Genomic DNA, 19981 nt, shown 5'->3' on the forward strand with positions numbered 1-19981 from the left:
CATGAAATACGGTATTCTGATGTGACAAAACCTGAATCCTGGTCGTTAAAGTGTTTGTTTGCACTCATATTTTAACTGTTAGGACTCAGGTTTTTTTATTTAAAGCAAACTATGGGACAGCAGTGGCCCTAAGGCCCTCTTTTAAATGAATTTTCCAAGCAAATATTAACGCTTTAAATTCGACAATAGTGCTGATGTAATCGAAGTATTGACTGCTACTGCTTTGGCTTTTTTGGCTTTCTTCGATTTATCTTCTACACGTTCAATTTTAATGGCTTTATAGCGATCCCCATTCTGGACCACATTGAATTTTACCCGGTCATTGCGCTTCGGTTCACCTGAATCGGCGGGGAAATCCGAGATATGAAAAAATACCTCACCTTCAGGTGAAGAAATAAAACCAAATCCTTTTTCTGGATTGTACTGTTTTACTTTTCCTTGGTATTGCTCGGAAGTCATAAACGTCCCCTTCTCTGTATCTGTCAGTATTCAGTATATAAAAAAGAGGCTGTAAAAGCCCCTTTTCTGTTCACTTTCAAAAATATTAGTCTTTTTGAACTGAACCAAAAATCTTGTCACCCGCATCGCCCAAACCTGGAACGATGTAACCATTTTCATTCAAGCCATGGTCAATCGCCGCAGTGAAAATCACCACATCTGGATGAGCTTCTTCAACACGTTTAATGCCTTCAGGGGCTGCGACCAATACCATCACACGAATATCTTTACAGCCGCTGGCTTTCAATACGTCAATCGCAGCAACCAGAGAAGAACCAGTCGCCAGCATTGGATCAATGATCATCGCAAGACGGTTTTGTACGTCTGGAACCAGTTTTTTATAGTAAGTACGTGCCTGTAGGGTTTCTTCATCACGTTCCAGACCCAGTACAGAGACTTTGGCACTTGGAATCAGATTCAGGAAACCATCCAGCATACCAATGCCCGCACGTAGAATTGGCACAACAGTAATTTTCTTACCTGCAATACGGTCTACAGTTACCGGTCCGTTCCAGCCGTCAATCTCATGCTCAACGACAGGAAGATCCTTGGTCGCTTCATAAGTCAAAAGCATAGTCACTTCCTGAGCTAGCTCACGGAAGTTCTTGGTACTAATGTCAGCACGACGCAGTAAACCGAGTTTATGTCGAATTAATGGATGACGGATTTCATGGATTGCCACGGGAGAACACCTAGAAGGTTAAAGATAAATTTCCGCTATTATAAAGACTTTTCCGGATTTGTTTAACTAAAAAAGCCCCCAATCGTGGAGGCTTTTTTGTAATAACTTCAAACTTGCGCTGAATTAGTTAAAACCACTTTGAACCAAAGTGAAAATAAATTGTTGTAATTCAGGCGACATTGCGAAGAATGCATAGCGAGACAGCGCAATGATCGGATCTGGATAAACACCGATCACCAGTACCAGTAATGCGACAAGCAATACCATGATACCGCCGACTTTTTGTCCCCAGTGATTTACAGCATCAAGACGTGGTGTTTCTGGTGGAGTCATATACATGACAACCATCACACGCAGGTAGTAATACAGACCAATACCTGAACCCAGGATGACCATCGCAGCAAGGAACCAAGACTCACCTGCTACCGCAGTTTTCACTACCAGGAACTTACCGATGAAGCCCGCTGTTAATGGAATACCTGCTAGAGACAGCATCATCACAGTTAATACAGCAGTCAATACTGGACGGCGCCAGAACAGACCGCGGTACTCCGCCAGGCTACCTGCTTCATCTGTATTGTTATACGGACTAGACATCAGCGTTACCACACCGAAAGCACCAATCGTAGTCAATACATACGTGATGATATAGACGTTTACACTTTCAAAAGTCGCGAAACCTTGAACCTGTAAAAAGTCAGTATTACGTGCAGATACGATCGCAACCAGTACATAACCGAAGTGAGCAATTGAAGAGTATGCCAAGATACGTTTCAAGTTCACCTGTTTCACTGCAAGCAAGTTACCTACAATGATGGAAAGTACTGCAATCACGCTGATGATAGTTACGAAGCTATCTGACAGGATTAAGCCAGAAGACAATACATAACGTACGAACAGACCCAGCATTGCCACTTTAGACACAGTTGCAAGGAAAGTTGCAACTGGTGCTGGAGCACCTGCGTATACGTCTGGTGTCCATTTGTGGAATGGAGCCAGTGACAGTTTAAAGCCCACAGCGAATACGATCAGTGCCAGACCAATTACTACAGCAGGTTGACTGAATGCAGTTAACAGTTTGCCTGGTTCAGCGACAAAGCTTAGAGAACCTGTATATGCATAAACATATGCCATACCCATCAACAACATTGCAGATGCAGTTGCTGAAAGCACCAGATATTTCACACCTGCTTCAAGCGATTGAGAACGCTGATGTGTATACGCCAATAAGCCGTATACAGGGATCGACATGAGCTCAAGGCTAATGAAGAAAGATGCATAGTGAGAACTTGCCACCATCAGCATCGCACCGGCAACGGAGGTCAGCATCAGGATGTATAGTTCTTCACGGTTATCTTTATAGGTTTCAATATAAGCATGTGACAAGGTACTGCACGCCAGTGCAGCCACAATAATCACAAACTGATACAGCATCGTAAACGGATCTACGAGGAACAGATTCATTACATTGGCAGGTGCAAATTGACCCGCTAACAGAACGAACAGAATGTACAACGCCGCCAGGTTTAGACCAATGACTGTCGTAGTCGCAACTAAGTTATGGTTACGCTTAATTGCAGTAAGCAACATCACGACGATCGCAGTCAATGACACGATCATCACAGGTGCTAGAGGCATAAGCTCAGAAAAAGACATTGTGAAGTTCATGGCTTATTGGATCTCCACATTTTCAGCTGAAACGGCAGCTTGCTGCACAGCATCAGCTGCTTCAGACACAGGAATGTAGCTATTCGCTAACCACGCCATGCTTGAGTTAGAAACGTCAAGGAAGCTTTGTGGGTATAGACCAAGCCATGCTAGACCAAATGCACAGATCAGCAAAATTACCACTTCACGTGCATTTAAATCTTTTAACGGATTTGTGTAGTGCTGTTTTTGCTCTTCGTTTGGAACACCAAACAACGCTTTATGGATCAGAATCAAACCGTACAGACCCGCAAATACCAGGCTGATTGCAGCGAGGATTGTGAATGCAGGGAATTTACCGAATGAACCCATCAGGATCAGGAACTCACCAATGAAGTTACCTAGACCTGGAATACCGACAAGCGCCGCGATGAAGAACATCAGGAAGAATGCAAGGTATGGGAACTGACCACGAATACCACCCATCAAACGCATATCACGTGTATGAACACGTTCGTACACCTGACCACACATAATGAACAGCGCCGCAGATGACAGGCCGTGAGCCAGCATCATGATCATCAGACCTTGGAAGGTCAGGATGTTACCTGCATAAATTGCAAGTAAAACGAAGCCCATGTGTGAAATAGACGTATACGCCAATAAACGTTTCATATCGGTTTGCTGGAAAGCACACCAAGCACCGTAGAAGATACCGATTAAACCGAAAATGATCGCGATGTCTGCAAACTGTGCAGAAGCCGCCGGGAAGAATGGAATCACGAAACGGATCAGACCATAAGCAGCTGTCTTAATCAAGATACCTGCAAGGTCAACAGAACCCGCTGTTGGTGCTTGTGCATGCGCATCTGGCAACCAGCCGTGTAATGGGAAAACTGGAAGTTTTACCGCAAAACCGATAAATAGACAGATCATGAATGCATAAGCAACTGCTGGTGCTTGTGTATCCAGCATGTTCGCTACACCCATCAGGTAGTTGTAGTCGAAACGGATTTGACCAGTCATGGTGTAGCCTACAGTCACCAGACCAAGGATACCAATCAGCATGACTAAACCAGCTACCTGTGTGTAAATGAAGAACTTGGTTGCAGCATATACACGTGACTTGCCTTCTGCCCCTTTATGACCCCAAAGTGCGATCAGGAAGTAGATCGGCACCAGCATCATCTCCCAGAAGAAGAAGAACAGGAACAGGTCAATCGCCAGGAATACACCGATTACACCACCCAGAGACCATAAAAGGTTCAAGTGGAAGAAACCCACGTTTTTCTGAATCTCACCCCATGAACAGCCTACTGCCAGCACACCAAGGAGTGCAGTCAAGCCAACCATCAGTAAAGATAAACCATCCACCGCAAGGTGAATGTTAATGCCCAGGGTTTGAATCCAAGGCAATTTGAACTCGGCTGCCCACGTAGGAGCCGCACCGCCAAGTTCATAGTTATAAGTACCCGACTGCCAAAGGACGATGGTCAAGACCAGCGTTACTAACATACCAATCAGCGCGATATAACGCGGAAGGTGTTGGTCGAGTTTATCGACCAACCAGCAAATAAAACCTGCAATGAACGGAATGAGGATCAGAGCCGGCAAAATAATATTGTTTGGAGCTTCCATTTTATTTCCCCACTACCTGAATCACGAGCAAGATCATCAGTAGGACAACGACACCGAGCCCCATACTAGATGCATATTCACGCAGTGAACCTGTTTGACGCGAACTAGTAAAGCTATGACCACCTTTAACCAGTGCAGGCAGCACCAGCCAGAAGCCATCAATCGGATCACGGCCGAACAGTTTCGCGAAGAACAAATAAGGCTTCACAAAAACGATGTCATACAGCTTGTCAAAACCAAGTGCATTACGGCAGATGTTGGCAAGGCCCGCACCCAGAGAAGTTTTCGCAAAAGATTTCACAGCGTTGTAAGCAAAAGCAAACAGCACTACGCCAATTGCAAGACCTATCAGTGCAATACCTACTGCTGTGTATTCTGCAGTATGCATGCCATGTTCAAGCGCTTCCGGAATTTCAAATGCAGGAAGTTTAGCTGCATTTAAAATGCTTTCCACAGGTGCTTTTAATGCTGCACCAACGAAAGTTGAAAGTACTGCAAGAATTGCCAATGGACCCCAGTAAGTTACACCCTTGATTGCGTGGTAAGGTGTGTTTTCTTTACCGAAGAATACCACCCAGATCAGACGGAATGTATAGATCGAAGTCAGGAACGCACCGATTACACCCACCCAGTAAAGTGTGCTGTAAACCGCAATTGATTGGCCTTGTACCCATACCGCACCCAGGATTGCATCTTTTGAGAAGAAGCCCACAGTGATGAATGGAATTGCAGCCAATGCACCGCCACCAATGGCGAAACATGCAAACAGGAATTTGTTCTTGTAGAACAGACCGCCCATCTTGAAGATGTTTTGTTCGTGGTGGTAAGCCAGAATCACCGCACCAGAAGACAAGAATAATAATGCCTTGAAGAATGCGTGAGTCAGCATATGGAACAGACCCGCCTGGTATGCTTCAGCACCTACAGCCATAAACATATAGCCCAACTGACTCATAGTTGAGTAAGCCAAAATACGTTTGATGTCTGTTTGTACCAATGCAGCAAAACCAGCCACCAGCAATGTCACCGCACCAGTAATCGAGATGAACATCATTACTTCAGGTGCAAGTTCAAATACTGTGAACAGACGGCAGCACAGGTAAACACCCGCAGTTACCATTGTTGCAGCGTGGATCAATGCAGAAACAGGAGTCGGACCTGCCATCGCATCTGCCAACCATGTTTGTAACGGGATCTGCGCAGATTTACCAGCAGCACCTAGGAACAACATTAGTGCAGTCCAGATGGTTAATGATGAGCTTTGAGTCATCACAGTCGCAGCATTTTCAACGATGTACTGAGTATTCAGCGTACCGAATTGCTGGAACAGCAAGAACATGGCAATCAGCAGGAATACGTCACCAATACGGGTAACGGTAAATGCCTTGATCGCTGCCACACCGTTTGCAGGGTTTTGGTAGTAATAACCAATCAGCAGATAAGAACACAGACCTACACCTTCCCAACCCAGGAATAACAACGCCAGGTTGTCACCCAGTACCAGCAATAACATGCTTGCAACGAACAGGTTGAAGTAAGAGAAGAAACGTGCGAAGTCTTGTTCACCGCGCATGTACCATGATGCAAAGATGTGGATCAGGAAACCAACGCCTGTCACCATGCCCAGCATCAACAGAGACAAACCGTCCAGGTGCAGGCTGATGCCCGGTGCAAAACCACCGACATTAAACCAGGTCCAAAGAGGTTGCACCACTGCAGTAGAACCATTGTTGACAAAGTCCATACCCGCAATGAGTGCGAACAATGCCGATAACCCCACAGCCCCTACACCAATAATGGCTGCAACTGTTTCAGGAAGCTTATGACGCCCTGCCGCTAAAAGGACGAAGCCAATGAGCGGGAATAAAATTGTTAGATATAAATAACTCATCCGCGCATCTCACTAGCAGCATCCACATCCAGATGATGGAAGCGATGATAGAACTGAAGGACGATCGCAAGACCGATACACGCCTCTGCCGCAGCAAGGGTCAGAATCAGGATAAACATGATTTGACCATCAGGCTGTGCCCATGCACTGCCCGCCAGGACGAATGCCAAAGCAGCAGCATTCATCATGATTTCAAGGCTCATTAAAATGAATAGCAGGTTGCGTCGCACCATTACACCGTAAAAACCCAGTGCAAAAAGAATGGATGCAACGATCAAACCATGCTCTAAAGGGATGTTGCCCATTATTGTTGTTCCTCTTCTGCACCTGGTTCACGTTTACCCAAATGGAATGCTGCAACAAGTGATGCAAGCAATAACATCGCGGCAACTTCTACCAACAATAAGTATTGCGTAAAGAGTGATTGACCTACCGCTTTAGGACCGACCATTTCTGTGCCCATCACCATTGAAGGCTGCACGTAATCTGATTTAAGTACCCAAACCAAGATCAGACCAATCAGGAAGCTCATCAATGCCGGATAAGCCCACGCTGATGAAGTCAACCATTTGCGTTCCTGAGCAACAGTCTGTTCGCCCAGGTTCAGCATCATTACCACGAACACGAATAACACCATGATCGCGCCAGCATAAACGATGACTTCAAGCGCACCCGCAAATGGTGCACCCACGATCAGGAACAGCCCTGCTACCGCAAGGAGTGAAACGATCAGGCTTAATAAAGCATGTACCGGATTCGTGTTAGTCACCACACGAACCGTAGAGACGATGGCCACAAGGGCCATTAAATAAAATGGCCACATCATGGTAATAGACTCCGTACATCAACAGGCGCACTTTCACGCTGTGCCTGACCTTTGTCCTTACCAGCAACTGCCATACCGGTGACACGGTAGAAGTTATAGTCAGGATATTTACCAGGACCAGAAATCAGCAAGTGTTCTTTTTCATAGACTAAGTCTTGACGAACATATTCGCCCAATTCGAAATCTGGTGTCATCTGAATCGCAGTCGTAGGACATGCTTCTTCACACATACCGCAGAAAATACAGCGAGAGAAGTTGATACGGAAAAATTCCGGATACCAACGACCATCTTCACGTTCTGCTTTTTGTAGTGAAATACAGCCTACCGGACATGCAACCGCACACAGGTTACATGCCACACAACGCTCTTCGCCATCTGGGTCACGCGTTAATACGATACGACCACGGAAACGTGGTGGCACGATTTCTTCGGCTGGCACTTCCGGATATAAAATGGTGTCACGTTTGCGCGTTGCATGGGTAAATACCATGAACAACGTACGAACGATTGACCCGAATCCAGCTAGAAATTTAAACATTTTGTTCTCCCTGCTGTCTTAGGCCTGATTCAACAGAATCACAGCACCAGTCACCAAAAGGTTAACCAACGCCAATGGCAAGCAAATTTTCCAACCAAAGTTCATCACCTGGTCATAACGTGGACGCATTAAAGAACCACGCGCCAATACAAACATCATTACGAAGAATGCTGTTTTAATAATGAACCAGAATGCTGGTGGAAGGAAATCAAGACCAAATGGTGCTAACCAGCCACCGAAGAACAGGGTTACGATCAATGCAGAGATCAGTACTACGTTTACGTATTCCGCAACGAAGAACATCCCCCATTTCATACCGCCATATTCTACGTGGTAACCTTCCGCCAGTTCCTGTTCCGCTTCTGGTTGGTCAAATGGGTGACGGTGAGTTACCGCAACACCTGCAACCACGAAGATCAGGAAGCCTAAGAACTGAGGAATAATAAACCATACATCTTTCTGTGCTTCTACGATCTCACGCATGTTGAATGAACCGGCAATTGCCACTACACCCATCAGGGAAATACCCAAGAACACTTCATAAGAAATGGTTTGTGCTGCTGAACGTAGACCACCAAGCAATGCGTATTTGTTGTTAGAAGACCAACCACCAAACAGTACTGCATATACCGCAATACCTGCCATTGCCATGAAGAACAACAGACCGATACTCATGTCTGCAACACCTAAGTAAGGTGATACAGGAATAACCATGAACGACAGCACCGCAGTTGCCATCGCAACTGCTGGAGCCATACGGAAAGTCAATTTATCAGCAAATTTTGGTGTCCAGTCTTCCTTGAACATGATTTTCAGCATGTCGGCAACAATCTGGAACATACCGCCCGGACCTACACGGTTCGGACCGTAACGGTCTTGCCACAAGCCGAGTAAACGACGTTCAATAAAAGACATCAACGCAGCGATCAGTACTACAACCAGTAAGATCACGATCGCTTGAAGTACTGAATAGGCGATTGGCCAGTTTTCAGCCCACAACGGCGTTTGACGGATTAATTCTTGTTCCATGAATTACGCTCCTACCGCGACTGAAACAGGCTCTGCAAGAGATACCGTTGGTGCAAGACCAATTGGGTAGCCAATATAACCTGTTGGTAAGTATTCAATCACTTGTACAGGAAGAACAATTGAAGTCTCGCCTGCTTTCACAGTGATCTTCTGACCGTCTTGCAGGTTCAAGCGTGTAGCATCCTGTTCGCCCACTGCAAATACTGCGTCAGGAATACGTGATTCCATTGCCGGAGTTTTGATCATGAACTCACCAGATGCAAAAATGTGATGCATTGGTACCAGACGGAAGCTTTCAGCATTTACGAGCACAGGTGCTGGTGCGACGAAGCTACGCGCTGGACGCTTTGGTAAACGGTCGAATAAACGAACGCCTGAATCACCGCCTTTTAAGTGACCGCCCACTTCATCCTGGTATTTGTTCCAGGCTTGTGGTGAGTTCCAGCCTGCAGACCAGGCAAATGGAATCAGTGGAGATGGTGTTTCATTACCCACATAACCTTCCATAGAGAATGTTAATGCAGAATCGATATCGGTTGGCTGTTTCGGCTCGTGGACAGACAATGGCGCACGCATCGAAGTACGGCCTGAGTAACGACGTGGTTCACGTGCCACTTTCAGACCATGTACACGGAAGCCCGCATCTGGTGCTACATCCAGAATACCTTCAAGTGCAGGAACATTGCTTGCTACTGACTCGATGACATCATCCAGTACTGTCCAAGAAATCGCTTTGCCTTGTACGCCTGTTTCCAGTGCGTGTAACCAGCGCCAAGATTCTTTGATTGCCAGTTCCGGGTTGTAGTAGTTAGGGTCATACACTTGATAGAAACGTTGTGCACGGCCTTCTTGAGAAACGACAGTACCATCACCTTCAGCAAATGAGGCAGCAGACAATACGATGTTCGCTTTCTTCACAGTCGCAGTTTCAGAGTGATCCAATACGATCACCTGTTTGCCTGCAAGCGCAGCATCAACCTGAGCCGCTGGTAAACGACGGTAAAGATCGTTTTCTACAATTAGGACAGTGTCATAGTCTTGTGCAAATGCTTGCTCAAGGCTTTGACCACCGAAGATTGCCAGCCCCATTGAGTTCACTTCAGGAACAGTCAAGGTCAAGCCCGCATTACCCAGGTTTTGTGCTACTTGTGCAGCAGCTTCCATGATGGTTGCGTCTTGTAGACTTGTACCAGAGATGATCAGTGGTTTCTTGGCAGCTTTCAGCGTATCTGCAATGGTTTGTGCAAATGCTTTCGCATCGTCATCAAGACCAGTGATGACTTCACCTTTCACACCCGCAGCAATCGCGAAGCCTAAACGTGCGATGTCATTTGGAGAAGCAACCACTTCACCTTCCGCAACGTCAGACAAACGTGTTTGTGTTGCAGCCAGAATGTAAATCGGAGATTTCGCATCTTGGGCAATACGTTGTACAGGTTCAGCCAGCCATTCTTGGGTACGGCGCTCTGCAGCCATTTCCTTGCCTTTATTTTTCGCAGCTTGGCGAACAGATAAAGCCATACGTGGCGCAGTTTGAGTCAGATCTTCACCCAGAATGAGTACCGCATCATAGCTTTCGATTTCACGCATGTTCGGGTTATAAACACCTTCGGTTTGCATGATCGATGCAGCCAGCTCAACCAAATTTTGCTCTTTTTGAGCCATACCGGTTGAGTAATTGTCTTGACCAACTAACTCACGTAGTGCGAAGTTAGCTTCAAGCGATGCACGTGGTGAACCGATCCCCAGTACTTTTTTGCCTTGGATTTTCGCAATTACGGTATCCAATGCTGTATCAACAGAAACAGTTTCTACATTCGTGCCAGTACGGAACTGTGGCTGACGCGGACGGTCTTTACGGTTTACATAACCGGTACCGAAACGGCCTTTATCGCACAGGAAGTATTGGTTAACTTCACCGTTGAAACGGTTTTCAACGCGACGAAGCTCACCATAACGCTCACCTGGAGAGATGTTACAACCTGAAGAACAGCCATGACATACGCTTGGTGCGTACTGCATGTCCCATTTACGGTTATAGCGTTCTGAGTGAGTCTTATCGGTGAATACACCAGTCGGACAAACTTCAGTCAGGTTACCTGAGAATTCAGATTCCAAAGTACCTGATTCCGGACGACCGAAATAAACGCGAGAAGCGTTTGCATATACGCCGAAATCCGTACCGCCCGCATAGTCTTTGTAATAACGAACACAACGGTAACATGCGATACAACGGTTCATCTCGTGCGCAATGAACGAACCAAGTTCTTGGTTGTAATGCGTACGCTTGGTGAACCGGTAACGACGACGGTCATGTTGTGTCATCACAGTCATATCTTGCAGGTGACAGTGGCCACCCTCTTCACAGACTGGACAGTCGTGCGGGTGATTGGTCATCAAGAATTCAACAACAGAAGCACGGAAATCTTTTGCTTCTTTGTCTTCAATCGAGATGTAGGTATTGTCAGCAGCCGGTGTCATACATGACATGACCAAACGACCACGCGTATCTTCTGGATTCGCGTATTGAGTCACAGCACATTGACGGCAAGAACCGACAGAACCTAAGGATGGATGCCAACAAAAGTATGGGATGTCGATGCCAAGACTCAAACATGCTTGCAGCAAGTTTTCCGAGCCGTTGACTTCATACGATTTTCCATCGACATGAATTGTAGCCATAGTCGAATTCCTTAAGCTTGTTCTACGTTGCGGGTTTGAGCGGCAGCATTTACGACTTTCGCTTCAAATTCGCCACGGAAATGTTTGAGTGCGCCCATTAACGGTTCCATAGCACCTGGTGCGTGAGCACAGAAAGTTTTACCAATCCAAAGCTTACGAGTCAGTTCTTGTAAGTGATCGATATCTTCTTTCTTGCCAGTACCATCTTCAAGTGCTTTAAGCGCTTTCACCGCCCAAGGTAAGCCATCACGGCAAGGTGTACACCAGCCACATGATTCACGCGCAAAGAATTCTTCGAGGTTACGGGTTGCTGAAACCATACATTGAGTTTCATCAACCACCATCAATAGACAGGTACCTAAACGTGAACCTGCTTTCATGATGCTTTCCGCATCCATCGGAAGATCGATATGCTCGGCAGCCAGGAAGTCAGTTGATGCACCACCGGGTAACCATGCTTTCAGCTTCAGGCCGTCACGCATACCACCGGCATGTTCTTCAATCACTTCACGTGCAGTGGTACCGAATGGCAGTTCCCATAGACCTGGGAATTTCACCTTACCTGAAGCACCATAAATTTTTGTGCCAGGATCTTTCGATTTACCTGCAGACAGACCGATGTACCATTCTGGACCACGCAACATGATGGCTGGCAAGTTGTTGTAGGTCTCTACGTTGTTCACGATCGTAGGACGACCCCAAGCACCTGCAACCTGCGGGAATGGCGGTTTGGTACGCGGGTTTGCACGGCGACCTTCAAGCGAGTTAATCAATGCAGTTTCTTCACCACAGATATAACGACCCGCACCGGTATGCACGTGTAACTCGAAGCTCCAGCCAGAATCCAGGATGTTGTCACCCAGGTAACCTTTGGCACGAACCTGCTCAAGTGCTTCGTTCAGGTACTTCGCCGCTTCGATGTATTCACCACGGATGAAGATATAACCTTGAGTTGCTTCAAGGGTATAAGCTGCAATCAGCATACCTTCGATCAGCTGATGCGGAAGATCTTCCATCAACAGACGGTCTTTGAAGGTACCTGGTTCCATCTCATCGGCATTACAAATCAGGTAACGTGGACCTGAATTGTCATTTGGCGCCATCAGCGACCATTTGATCCCTGCCGGGAAGCCTGCACCACCACGACCTTTTACGGTTGCAGCCTTTACAACTTCCAGCACTTCTTTCGGTGTCATAGACAGGGCTTTTTTAAAGCCTGCATAGCCTTCAAGCGCTTCATAGTCATCGACATGACGGACATTTGCTTGTTTGCTTAGACGCCAAGTCAGTGGATGCGTTTCCGGGTTACCGTCGCCATAAATTGGTTTTGGTTCGGTATTCATACATACTTCTCCAATAACTGTTTAATTGATGTTACTTCCACGAGACCGTGAGTATCTTCATCAATCATGAGGGTTGGACCTTTATCACAGTTACCTAGGCAGCAAATTGGAAGCAAGGTAAAACGGCCATCCGCTGTGGTTTGGCCGAACTGGATACCCAATTCACGCTGGAATGCTTCTGCTAAAGTCTCCGCACCCATCAAGAAACATGCAATTGAGTCACACAGTAAAATTACGTGACGACCCACTGGCTGACGGTAAATACGGTTATAGAACGTTGCAACCCCTTCCAAATCGGCAAGGCTCATGCTGAGCATTTGCGCGATGGCATTCATTTGAGCATCGTCTACCCAGCCATTACGGCGTTGTACACACTTCAGCGCATCAAGACACGCTGCACGTGGGTAAGGGTAATGCCCAATGTGATGTTCAATTTCGTGGATTTCTTCCGAAGTTAAAATCCCTTCAACATTCACACGTGGCTTTTTATCAGTCAAAATCATCATAATGCGTTTACCCCTTAGCGATCCACGTCAGCCATTACGACGTCGATTGTCGCTAAATAAATGATTAAGTCAGATACAAGACTGCCGTTAATCACAGAAGGCATTTGCTGTAAATGCGTGAAAGTTGGTGTACGAATACGGGTACGGTAACTCATGGTTGACTTGTCTGAAGTCAGATAATAAGTCGACGCACCTTTCACCACTTCTGCCATCACAGATGATTCACCTGCAGGCATTACAGGACCCCAAGAAACGCTCAAGAAGTGCGTAATCAAGGTTTCAATATCTTGTAATGTTTTGTCTTTTGGTGGTGGAACAGCCAGCGGATGGTCCGCTTTGTACGCACCAGATGGCATATTCTCTAGACACTGCTTAATGATTTTCAGTGACTGTTCGATTTCACGGAAGTGAACAATCACACGAGCATATGCATCGCCTTCGTACTCAACCGGTACTTCGAAGTCGTAATTTTCATAACCGCTATATGGACGGTATTTACGTACGTCAAAGTCGATACCTGTAGCACGCAGACCAGTACCTGTTACGCCCCATGCCAATGCAGATTTCGCATCGTACTGAGCCACATTACGGGTACGACCCACAAATACAGAGTTTTTCAGTGCTGCAGTGTAGTATTCATTCAAACGCTTAGGCATCCAGTCGAGTAAGTCTCGAACCAGTTTTTCCCAACCATTTGGCAAGTCATGTGCAGTACCACCGATACGGAACCATGCTGGATGCATACGGTAACCGGTGATCGCTTCCACGATGTCATACACTTTCTGACGGTCAGCGAACATATAGAATACTGGGGTCATACCGCCGGCATCCTGAATCGCAGTACCGATGTACAGCAAGTGGTTATTGATACGGAACAATTCCGACATCATGACACGGATACATTGTGCGCGGTCTGGCACAGTAATGCCTGCCAATTGTTCCACACCCATCACATACGGCATGTTTTGAGCACAACCACCCAAATAGTCCACACGGTCAGTATACGGAATGAATGAATGCCAAGTTTGACGTTCAGCCATCTTTTCCACACCACGGTGGTGATAGCCGATATCTGGCACACAGTCTTTCACTTCTTCACCATCCAACTGCAAAATTACACGGAACGCACCGTGCGCAGACGGGTGGTTAGGACCCAAATTCAGGAACATGAAATCTTCATCTGCATTACCGCGCTTCAGACCCCAGTCTTCTGGCACGAAACGTAGATGTTCCTGTTCAAAGTCCTGCTTGGCTTTGTCTTGAATATACGGAGTATATTCAGTCGCACGTGCAGAATATTCTTTACGTAGCGGATGACCTTCCCAGTAGGTTGGCAACAAGATACGACGGAGCATTGGATGCCCTTCGAAATTGATGCCGAACATGTCATAAGCTTCACGCTCATACCAGTTCGCATTTGGCCAGATATTCGTTGCGGTCGGAATATTCAGATCGCTGTCGCTTAATGCAACTTTAATACGAATGTCACAGTTACGCTCTAAAGATAATAAATGATAGAACACTGTGAATTCTGACGCAGGCAAACCGTCACGGTGCGTACGTAAACGCTCATCTACTGCAGACAAGTCGAATAGCATCACGTATGGACGTGGCACGGTACGCAAGAACATCAATACTTCTTGTACACGTGCGCGCTCAACCCAAACTGTCGGGAAATCCTCGAAAGTTGTTTGCACAAAGAAGTTCTCACCAAACTTGGTTTTGAGCTCTTCAATGATGGCAAATGCTGGGCGTGAATCAACTGCTGTTGATTCTGGCATAGCAATGTCAGTTTCAGCCATTGGCTTGGCTTCCTATTTAATACAAATTCAGTCAACCTAAACGACAACTACACCCATAGCGGGTGCACAACAAAAAACCGGTCGTTTAAATTATTTAATTTCATCCATAGAGCGTAAGTTCTTCACAGCCACACGCTGGTCTTTCTTACGGTCACGTTCCGGCATCATCTTTGGCTTATACACTGGCTTAAGATCATCACCGATTACCGCAGACAGCGGACGACGCTCTAATTGAATTTGGTCTTGTAACAGCATTAAAGCCTGGATCAATGCTTCAGGACGTGGTGGGCAGCCCGGAACGTATACATCTACCGGAATAATCTTATCCACACCTTGTACGACTGAATAAATATCGTACATACCACCTGAGTTCGCACACGCACCCATTGAAATCACCCATTTCGGTTCAAGCATCTGTTCATACAGACGTTGAATTACCGGAGCCATTTTCACGAAGCATGTACCTGCTACAATCATCAAGTCTGCCTGACGCGGTGAAGCACGGATAACTTCGGCACCAAAACGTGACAAGTCATGTACACCGGTCAAAGTCGTTGCATATTCAACGTAGCAGCAAGATGTACCAAAGTTAAATGGCCAAACTGAGTTCTTACGACCCCAGTTCACTGCTGTGTGCATTACATCCTCTAGGCGAGTCATGAACACATTTTTATTCACTTCTTCTTCTAGAAGCGGATCTTCTACAACGATACGCTCTTGAAGTGGATATTCATCAGCATTCGGATTCGCACGGGTTAATGTATATTTCATCCCGAGTTACTCCTTATCAGAGGGTTGAACTTGTGATTTTTTCACAAGACCAGATGATTGAGCTGGGATTTGACCAGTTGGATCCATAACCAATTCTTCAACTGAGTTGAAGCGCGTAATTTCTGCAAGATCCATACTTGGCGAACCAATTTTAGCTTTGTATCCTGCTGCTTTACGTCTGTCTGAAGGTGCCCAGTTCAGTGCGCCTGTCGATAATTCGTAAACCAAACCAACAAGTAAAACCAAAATAAAGATAGCTGCAGTTGCAAAACCAATCCAACCTACTTCACGAACAGAAGATGCCCATGCATACAGGTAAAGTGCTTCGAGGTCGAAGACTACAAAGAAAATTGCAACTAAATAGAATTTCGCAGACAAGCGGATACGAGCTCCACCTGCGCTGACTACGCCTGACTCAAACTGCTCCTGCTTGGCACGGCCCCATGATTTACCCCCGAGGAGTAATGGGACAGTGAGCATAAAGACGCATAAAAATGTAACGCCGATCACGAAGGCAATAATTGCCCATTCGTATGGAGTAATGGCACTCATGCGGGGATAACTCCTGGCAGGCCGATTTATTAACAAAGAATGTATGTATTGGCCTTCAAATACACCAAACACAAAATTAATCCCGCCAATTGTACCTGATTTTGGATTTCACTTGCTAGTTTATAAGCCTTAGTCTTTTGGATGATTTTTTAGACATTCCTAATTTTATTCTGGCTTTAAGCTCATAGAATCTCAACCGATCGTTTTTTTAAATTAAAGTTTAAATTTCCATTATTTTTTTCTAAACCCAGATAGACTTTTAAAGCTATGCATAATTAAGCCTCACTCCTTTTACAGTGGCTGGCTACCCACCCAATGAAACGAAACTTATAAAGAATCAATTAAAAACATTTCACCTTTGCATCATGCTCCGGAAAATAAGTGTGTTTTTAAAAGATGTTTAACATGAATGTTGTCATTCAATTAGAAGCCCCCCTTTTCTACCCGCTCTCGGTAAGCCTTAAAAGAGCAATTGTGTATTTTTGCAACACGTCCAACAGTTTGATTCAGATTATGATATTTCTATTTTTAAACACACTATGACATTTATAAAGTAACAATAAGGAGTCCATGCATGTCTCTACGATTTACCCATAAACCTGATTATTTTTTCTTTGCTCAATTATTGATGCGACATGTAGAAAGCTATATCCAAAAACATCAGGATGCCAGCAATGCAATCTTTGACTTAGGGGATATTCATAAACTTTTCCAGACAGACTATGCCTCTTCCAGCATTAACCTGGACGGTATTATGAATATTGCCGATGAGTACAAGCTTGAAACCTTATCTGGTGACCAGAAGCTAATCCAAAGCTATCAGGTAGATGTTAAAAATAACAAGCTACTGATCAACTTCAATTCTGATGCCTTAAACAGCCTGAAAGAAGGCAAGCCACTGATTGAACCGGATGCTACCATCCATGAATAATCCCCTTTAAATAGCCATAAAAAAACGATACCTATGTATCGTTTTTTCTCACCTAAACTCTTATTCTGACTGATCTGACACTTCAGCTTTTTCCAGCTTTTCGATCGGTTTTTGCTTGATTTTTTTACCGTAACGGCTGGCTGGCCAAATCATGATAAAGCGTGCACCACCCAGTGTCGGACTTTGATCGACCTGAATCTCTCCACCAAACCAGTAAGCAATCCGGCTGACAATAGACAAGCCCAAACCATACCCCCCTGAAGCACGGGTACGACTATCATCCAGTCGGGCAAAAGCTTCAAAGATACGGGCGCGGTCAGCTTCTAGAATCCCCGGACCATCATCTTCTACACAGATATACGCCATGCCCTTAGCATCTAGTCCGCCGCTGATCAGGATTTTCTGCTCACAGTAGCGTACTGCATTACCCACCAGATTTTGCACCACACGATGCAGGTAACGTCGTTCAGCTTCTACGGTTACAGGTACTGACATTGGCAGCACTTCAACTTCTTTGCCAGTTTTTAGAGCATCTGTTTCGACGGCCACCTGCTCCAACACTTCAAACAGATCAATATCTTCAAATTCAATTGAAGGCATGCCCTGTTCCAGTTTGGCATAGGTCATGATTTCATCGATCAAGGTATTTAAGGCTTCAATATCCTTATCGATCTGCTCAACCTGCTGCAAGCGATAATCATAGTCGTCTTCATCTGCCATCATTTCCACAGCAAAACGGATACGGGCAACCGGTGTACGCAGCTCATGCGATACAGCACGCATCAATTCACGCTGCGCTTCAATCAGGCGCTGAATATGGTCCGACATATTGTTATAGCTGGAAGCCAGCGTCGCCATCTCATCACTGCCCTCCACCGGAAGACGCAATGACATGTTCCCGGTTTTCATCTTGTTCAGGGCATAGCTCACTTCACGCAGTTTACGTTGCATTGGCACCAGCAGACCATAAATCCCCAGACTTAAGACAAACAGGCTCAATAAGGTAATTCCGGCAGCTAACTGGAATGGCATCCAGTTAAATAACGGCACTGGCCCCATCACCAGCACTTCAGACGTCGAGCTAGGAATAGGAGAAATGATCGAAATTGTAGTGCCGCGAATTGAGGCACTATCACGATATAAAATAATGCTGTGATCCAGACGCAAACGTCCGATCTGCTCGGAATCTAGTGGCAGGCTTTGGACATTTTCGATCGAGATTGGATAAGAGAAATAATCCTGAATTCGCTTCAGGTATTCTTTTTCCTGACCTGGGTAGTACACCAGATAATCCAGAATAAAGACCGGTAAAGCCTTCATCTGACGTTCAGTAATATTATCCGCCTTAATATAAAGATAATGACTTGGATCATCACGTAGCCCGATGACAATATAAGCTACCCCGGTTTTGGCATCCCAACGCACGACTGCCTTACGGTCAGCCAGACGTCGACCTTCCGCTCGGGTAATATCCACTTTACTGGCTTCGACATAGTAGATCGGCAATTCCAACAGATCAGACGCATCTGAAACCCAATCCATCTTTTGCTGCAGATTAGGCTGTCTCGCAACCCCCTCACTGATGATATATGCCATACCATTAGTCAGGGATTCACGATACTCCTGCGCACGCTGGTAGTTGATGATCTGTACCAGCAGATAGCTGAATACTGCCACCAGGACCACAAGCATGACCAGGCCTGCGTATATCCGCAAAAATATACTGTGTTTAAACACCTATTAATTATCCTGTTTATTCAGGCGGCTAAAGGCACCGATTAGATACCGTTAGTTTCTTTGACGAATAGATAACCTTTACTACGTACTGTTTTAATACGTTTTGGATTTTCAGGATCGTCACCAATTTTTGGACGAATGCGCGAGATACGCACATCAATTGAACGGTCTTGACCGTCATATTCGATGCCGCGTAAACGCTCAAAGATATCTTCACGTGACAGGATGCGGCCCGCATTTGAAGCCAGCAGCCACAACAGGTCATATTCTGCACTGGTAAAGTCAACCAGCTCACCATTTAAGGTCACTGAACGACCACCATTGTCGATCACCAGGTCATCAAATTCGATGCGCTGAGCCACTTCATCTTCAGGCACCTTGTCGGTACGACGCAATAAAGCACGAATACGAGCCAGCAGGACACGCGGCTGAACCGGTTTAGCGACATAGTCATCTGCACCCATTTCCAGACCTAAGACCTGATCCATATCTTCAGTACGTGCAGTCAGCATTAAAATCGGTTGATGATAATGTGGACGAACTTCACGGCAGATGGTCAAACCATCAGCACCTGGCAACATGACATCTAGAACCACCATGTCTGGTTGCTCAGCAATAATACGACGAATAGCACGGTTGCCATCCGGCTCTACCCCAACCTCAAGACCATTACGGATGAGGTATTCTTGTGTTAAACGAGCAAGACGCTCATCATCTTCAACAATTAGAATTTTAGGTAACTTTTCTTCTTGGCTCATGTGTTGCCCCTTTATTTGATGGACGCATGCTACGGACGTATCCTTTTGAAATCCAATAGATACGTTTTTAATATGCTTGCAATATACACACGTTTACATTGTAAACAAGATAGCGTTCACCAAACCAATACATCAAAGTAGCATTTTGT

18 protein-coding genes are annotated in these 19981 nt (G+C 45.7%); 1 reads left to right on the forward strand and 17 read right to left on the reverse strand.

The window, feature by feature from the left end:
- Nucleotides 1-165: 165 nt before the first annotated feature.
- The 15 genes from FTU03_RS13690 to ndhC all read right to left on the reverse strand — a co-directional run bounded on the left by FTU03_RS13690 (nt 166) and on the right by ndhC (nt 16406).
- Nucleotides 166-459 carry a cold shock domain-containing protein gene (locus FTU03_RS13690; RefSeq protein ID WP_004785065.1) on the reverse strand — a complete coding sequence of 98 codons (294 nt, stop codon included), beginning with the start codon at nt 457-459 and terminating at the stop codon, nt 166-168.
- A gap of 85 nt (nt 460-544) precedes the next feature.
- Complete coding sequence (gene upp, locus FTU03_RS13695) at nt 545-1180, reverse strand: uracil phosphoribosyltransferase (protein ID WP_004785068.1); 636 nt, start codon at nt 1178-1180, stop codon at nt 545-547.
- Between the two features lie 123 nt (nt 1181-1303).
- Complete coding sequence (gene nuoN / locus FTU03_RS13700) at nt 1304-2848, reverse strand: NADH-quinone oxidoreductase subunit NuoN (protein ID WP_004785070.1); 1545 nt, start codon at nt 2846-2848, stop codon at nt 1304-1306.
- A gap of 3 nt (nt 2849-2851) precedes the next feature.
- Nucleotides 2852-4465, reverse strand: coding sequence for an NADH-quinone oxidoreductase subunit M (gene nuoM / locus FTU03_RS13705; RefSeq protein ID WP_004785072.1), 1614 nt, complete (start codon nt 4463-4465; stop codon nt 2852-2854).
- A gap of 1 nt (nt 4466) precedes the next feature.
- A complete protein-coding gene (gene nuoL, locus FTU03_RS13710) occupies nt 4467-6356 on the reverse strand; it encodes an NADH-quinone oxidoreductase subunit L (RefSeq protein ID WP_179993295.1) in 1890 nt (629 codons plus the stop codon).
- Nucleotides 6353-6661 carry an NADH-quinone oxidoreductase subunit NuoK gene (gene nuoK / locus FTU03_RS13715; protein WP_004280769.1) on the reverse strand — a complete coding sequence of 103 codons (309 nt, stop codon included), beginning with the start codon at nt 6659-6661 and terminating at the stop codon, nt 6353-6355. The genes nuoL and nuoK overlap by 4 nt, the downstream gene beginning before the upstream one ends.
- Nucleotides 6661-7179 (reverse strand): NADH-quinone oxidoreductase subunit J, encoded by a 519-nt coding sequence (nuoJ, locus tag FTU03_RS13720; RefSeq protein ID WP_171056685.1) that lies wholly within the window; start codon nt 7177-7179, stop codon nt 6661-6663. The genes nuoK and nuoJ overlap by 1 nt, the downstream gene beginning before the upstream one ends.
- On the reverse strand, nt 7179-7721 hold the full coding sequence (nuoI, locus tag FTU03_RS13725; protein WP_004785079.1) for an NADH-quinone oxidoreductase subunit NuoI: 543 nt from the start codon (nt 7719-7721) through the stop codon (nt 7179-7181). The genes nuoJ and nuoI overlap by 1 nt, the downstream gene beginning before the upstream one ends.
- An 18-nt stretch (nt 7722-7739) precedes the next feature.
- Nucleotides 7740-8750 carry an NADH-quinone oxidoreductase subunit NuoH gene (nuoH, locus tag FTU03_RS13730; RefSeq protein ID WP_004785081.1) on the reverse strand — a complete coding sequence of 337 codons (1011 nt, stop codon included), beginning with the start codon at nt 8748-8750 and terminating at the stop codon, nt 7740-7742.
- Nucleotides 8751-8753: 3 nt separating this feature from the next.
- A complete protein-coding gene (gene nuoG / locus FTU03_RS13735; RefSeq protein ID WP_159124298.1) occupies nt 8754-11432 on the reverse strand; it encodes an NADH-quinone oxidoreductase subunit NuoG in 2679 nt (892 codons plus the stop codon).
- Nucleotides 11433-11443: 11 nt separating this feature from the next.
- Nucleotides 11444-12775, reverse strand: a complete 1332-nt coding sequence (gene nuoF, locus FTU03_RS13740) for an NADH-quinone oxidoreductase subunit NuoF (protein ID WP_004785084.1) — start codon at nt 12773-12775, stop codon at nt 11444-11446.
- The gene (nuoE, locus tag FTU03_RS13745; RefSeq protein ID WP_004785086.1) at nt 12772-13281 is read right to left on the reverse strand and encodes an NADH-quinone oxidoreductase subunit NuoE; all 510 of its coding nucleotides are present in this window, start codon (nt 13279-13281) and stop codon (nt 12772-12774) included. The genes nuoF and nuoE overlap by 4 nt, the downstream gene beginning before the upstream one ends.
- Before the next feature lie 14 nt (nt 13282-13295).
- On the reverse strand, nt 13296-15083 hold the full coding sequence (nuoC, locus tag FTU03_RS13750) for an NADH-quinone oxidoreductase subunit C/D (RefSeq protein ID WP_034702039.1): 1788 nt from the start codon (nt 15081-15083) through the stop codon (nt 13296-13298).
- Nucleotides 15084-15173: 90 nt separating this feature from the next.
- Nucleotides 15174-15854 carry an NADH-quinone oxidoreductase subunit B family protein gene (locus FTU03_RS13755; RefSeq protein ID WP_004785090.1) on the reverse strand — a complete coding sequence of 227 codons (681 nt, stop codon included), beginning with the start codon at nt 15852-15854 and terminating at the stop codon, nt 15174-15176.
- Nucleotides 15855-15860: 6 nt separating this feature from the next.
- The gene (gene ndhC, locus FTU03_RS13760) at nt 15861-16406 is read right to left on the reverse strand and encodes an NADH-quinone oxidoreductase subunit A (RefSeq protein ID WP_179993294.1); all 546 of its coding nucleotides are present in this window, start codon (nt 16404-16406) and stop codon (nt 15861-15863) included.
- A gap of 574 nt (nt 16407-16980) precedes the next feature.
- Between ndhC and FTU03_RS13765 the strand changes: the two genes are divergently transcribed.
- Entirely contained in the window at nt 16981-17337 is a 357-nt protein-coding gene (locus FTU03_RS13765; RefSeq protein ID WP_004785094.1) for a hypothetical protein, read from the forward strand.
- A 60-nt stretch (nt 17338-17397) separates the two neighbouring features.
- Here the strand turns inward: FTU03_RS13765 and bfmS are convergent, their stop codons facing one another.
- Entirely contained in the window at nt 17398-19074 is a 1677-nt protein-coding gene (bfmS, locus tag FTU03_RS13770) for a sensor histidine kinase BfmS (RefSeq protein ID WP_179993293.1), read from the reverse strand.
- 41 nt (nt 19075-19115) lie between these two features.
- The gene (gene bfmR / locus FTU03_RS13775) at nt 19116-19832 is read right to left on the reverse strand and encodes a response regulator transcription factor BfmR (protein ID WP_004785097.1); all 717 of its coding nucleotides are present in this window, start codon (nt 19830-19832) and stop codon (nt 19116-19118) included.
- Nucleotides 19833-19981 lie beyond the last annotated feature (149 nt).

It is taken from the genome of Acinetobacter sp. YH12046, from assembly GCF_013419905.1.
Lineage (GTDB): Bacteria > Pseudomonadota > Gammaproteobacteria > Pseudomonadales > Moraxellaceae > Acinetobacter.

What these genes read in the sequence shown, in the direction of transcription:
- nuoG (WP_159124298.1), bottom strand. Translation starts at nt 11,432, where the DNA reads ATGGCTACAATTCATGTCGATGGAAAATCGTATGAAGTCAACGGCTCG.
- nuoF (WP_004785084.1), bottom strand. Translation starts at nt 12,775, where the DNA reads ATGAATACCGAACCAAAACCAATTTATGGCGACGGTAACCCGGAAACG.
- FTU03_RS13765 (WP_004785094.1), top strand. Translation starts at nt 16,981, where the DNA reads ATGTCTCTACGATTTACCCATAAACCTGATTATTTTTTCTTTGCTCAA.
- ndhC (WP_179993294.1), bottom strand. Translation starts at nt 16,406, where the DNA reads ATGAGTGCCATTACTCCATACGAATGGGCAATTATTGCCTTCGTGATC.
- nuoL (WP_179993295.1), bottom strand. Translation starts at nt 6,356, where the DNA reads ATGAGTTATTTATATCTAACAATTTTATTCCCGCTCATTGGCTTCGTC.
- nuoC (WP_034702039.1), bottom strand. Translation starts at nt 15,083, where the DNA reads ATGGCTGAAACTGACATTGCTATGCCAGAATCAACAGCAGTTGATTCA.
- nuoK (WP_004280769.1), bottom strand. Translation starts at nt 6,661, where the DNA reads ATGGGCAACATCCCTTTAGAGCATGGTTTGATCGTTGCATCCATTCTT.
- nuoH (WP_004785081.1), bottom strand. Translation starts at nt 8,750, where the DNA reads ATGGAACAAGAATTAATCCGTCAAACGCCGTTGTGGGCTGAAAACTGG.
- FTU03_RS13755 (WP_004785090.1), bottom strand. Translation starts at nt 15,854, where the DNA reads ATGAAATATACATTAACCCGTGCGAATCCGAATGCTGATGAATATCCA.
- nuoI (WP_004785079.1), bottom strand. Translation starts at nt 7,721, where the DNA reads ATGTTTAAATTTCTAGCTGGATTCGGGTCAATCGTTCGTACGTTGTTC.
- FTU03_RS13690 (WP_004785065.1), bottom strand. Translation starts at nt 459, where the DNA reads ATGACTTCCGAGCAATACCAAGGAAAAGTAAAACAGTACAATCCAGAA.
- nuoN (WP_004785070.1), bottom strand. Translation starts at nt 2,848, where the DNA reads ATGAACTTCACAATGTCTTTTTCTGAGCTTATGCCTCTAGCACCTGTG.
- bfmR (WP_004785097.1), bottom strand. Translation starts at nt 19,832, where the DNA reads ATGAGCCAAGAAGAAAAGTTACCTAAAATTCTAATTGTTGAAGATGAT.
- nuoJ (WP_171056685.1), bottom strand. Translation starts at nt 7,179, where the DNA reads ATGTGGCCATTTTATTTAATGGCCCTTGTGGCCATCGTCTCTACGGTT.
- nuoE (WP_004785086.1), bottom strand. Translation starts at nt 13,281, where the DNA reads ATGATGATTTTGACTGATAAAAAGCCACGTGTGAATGTTGAAGGGATT.
- nuoM (WP_004785072.1), bottom strand. Translation starts at nt 4,465, where the DNA reads ATGGAAGCTCCAAACAATATTATTTTGCCGGCTCTGATCCTCATTCCG.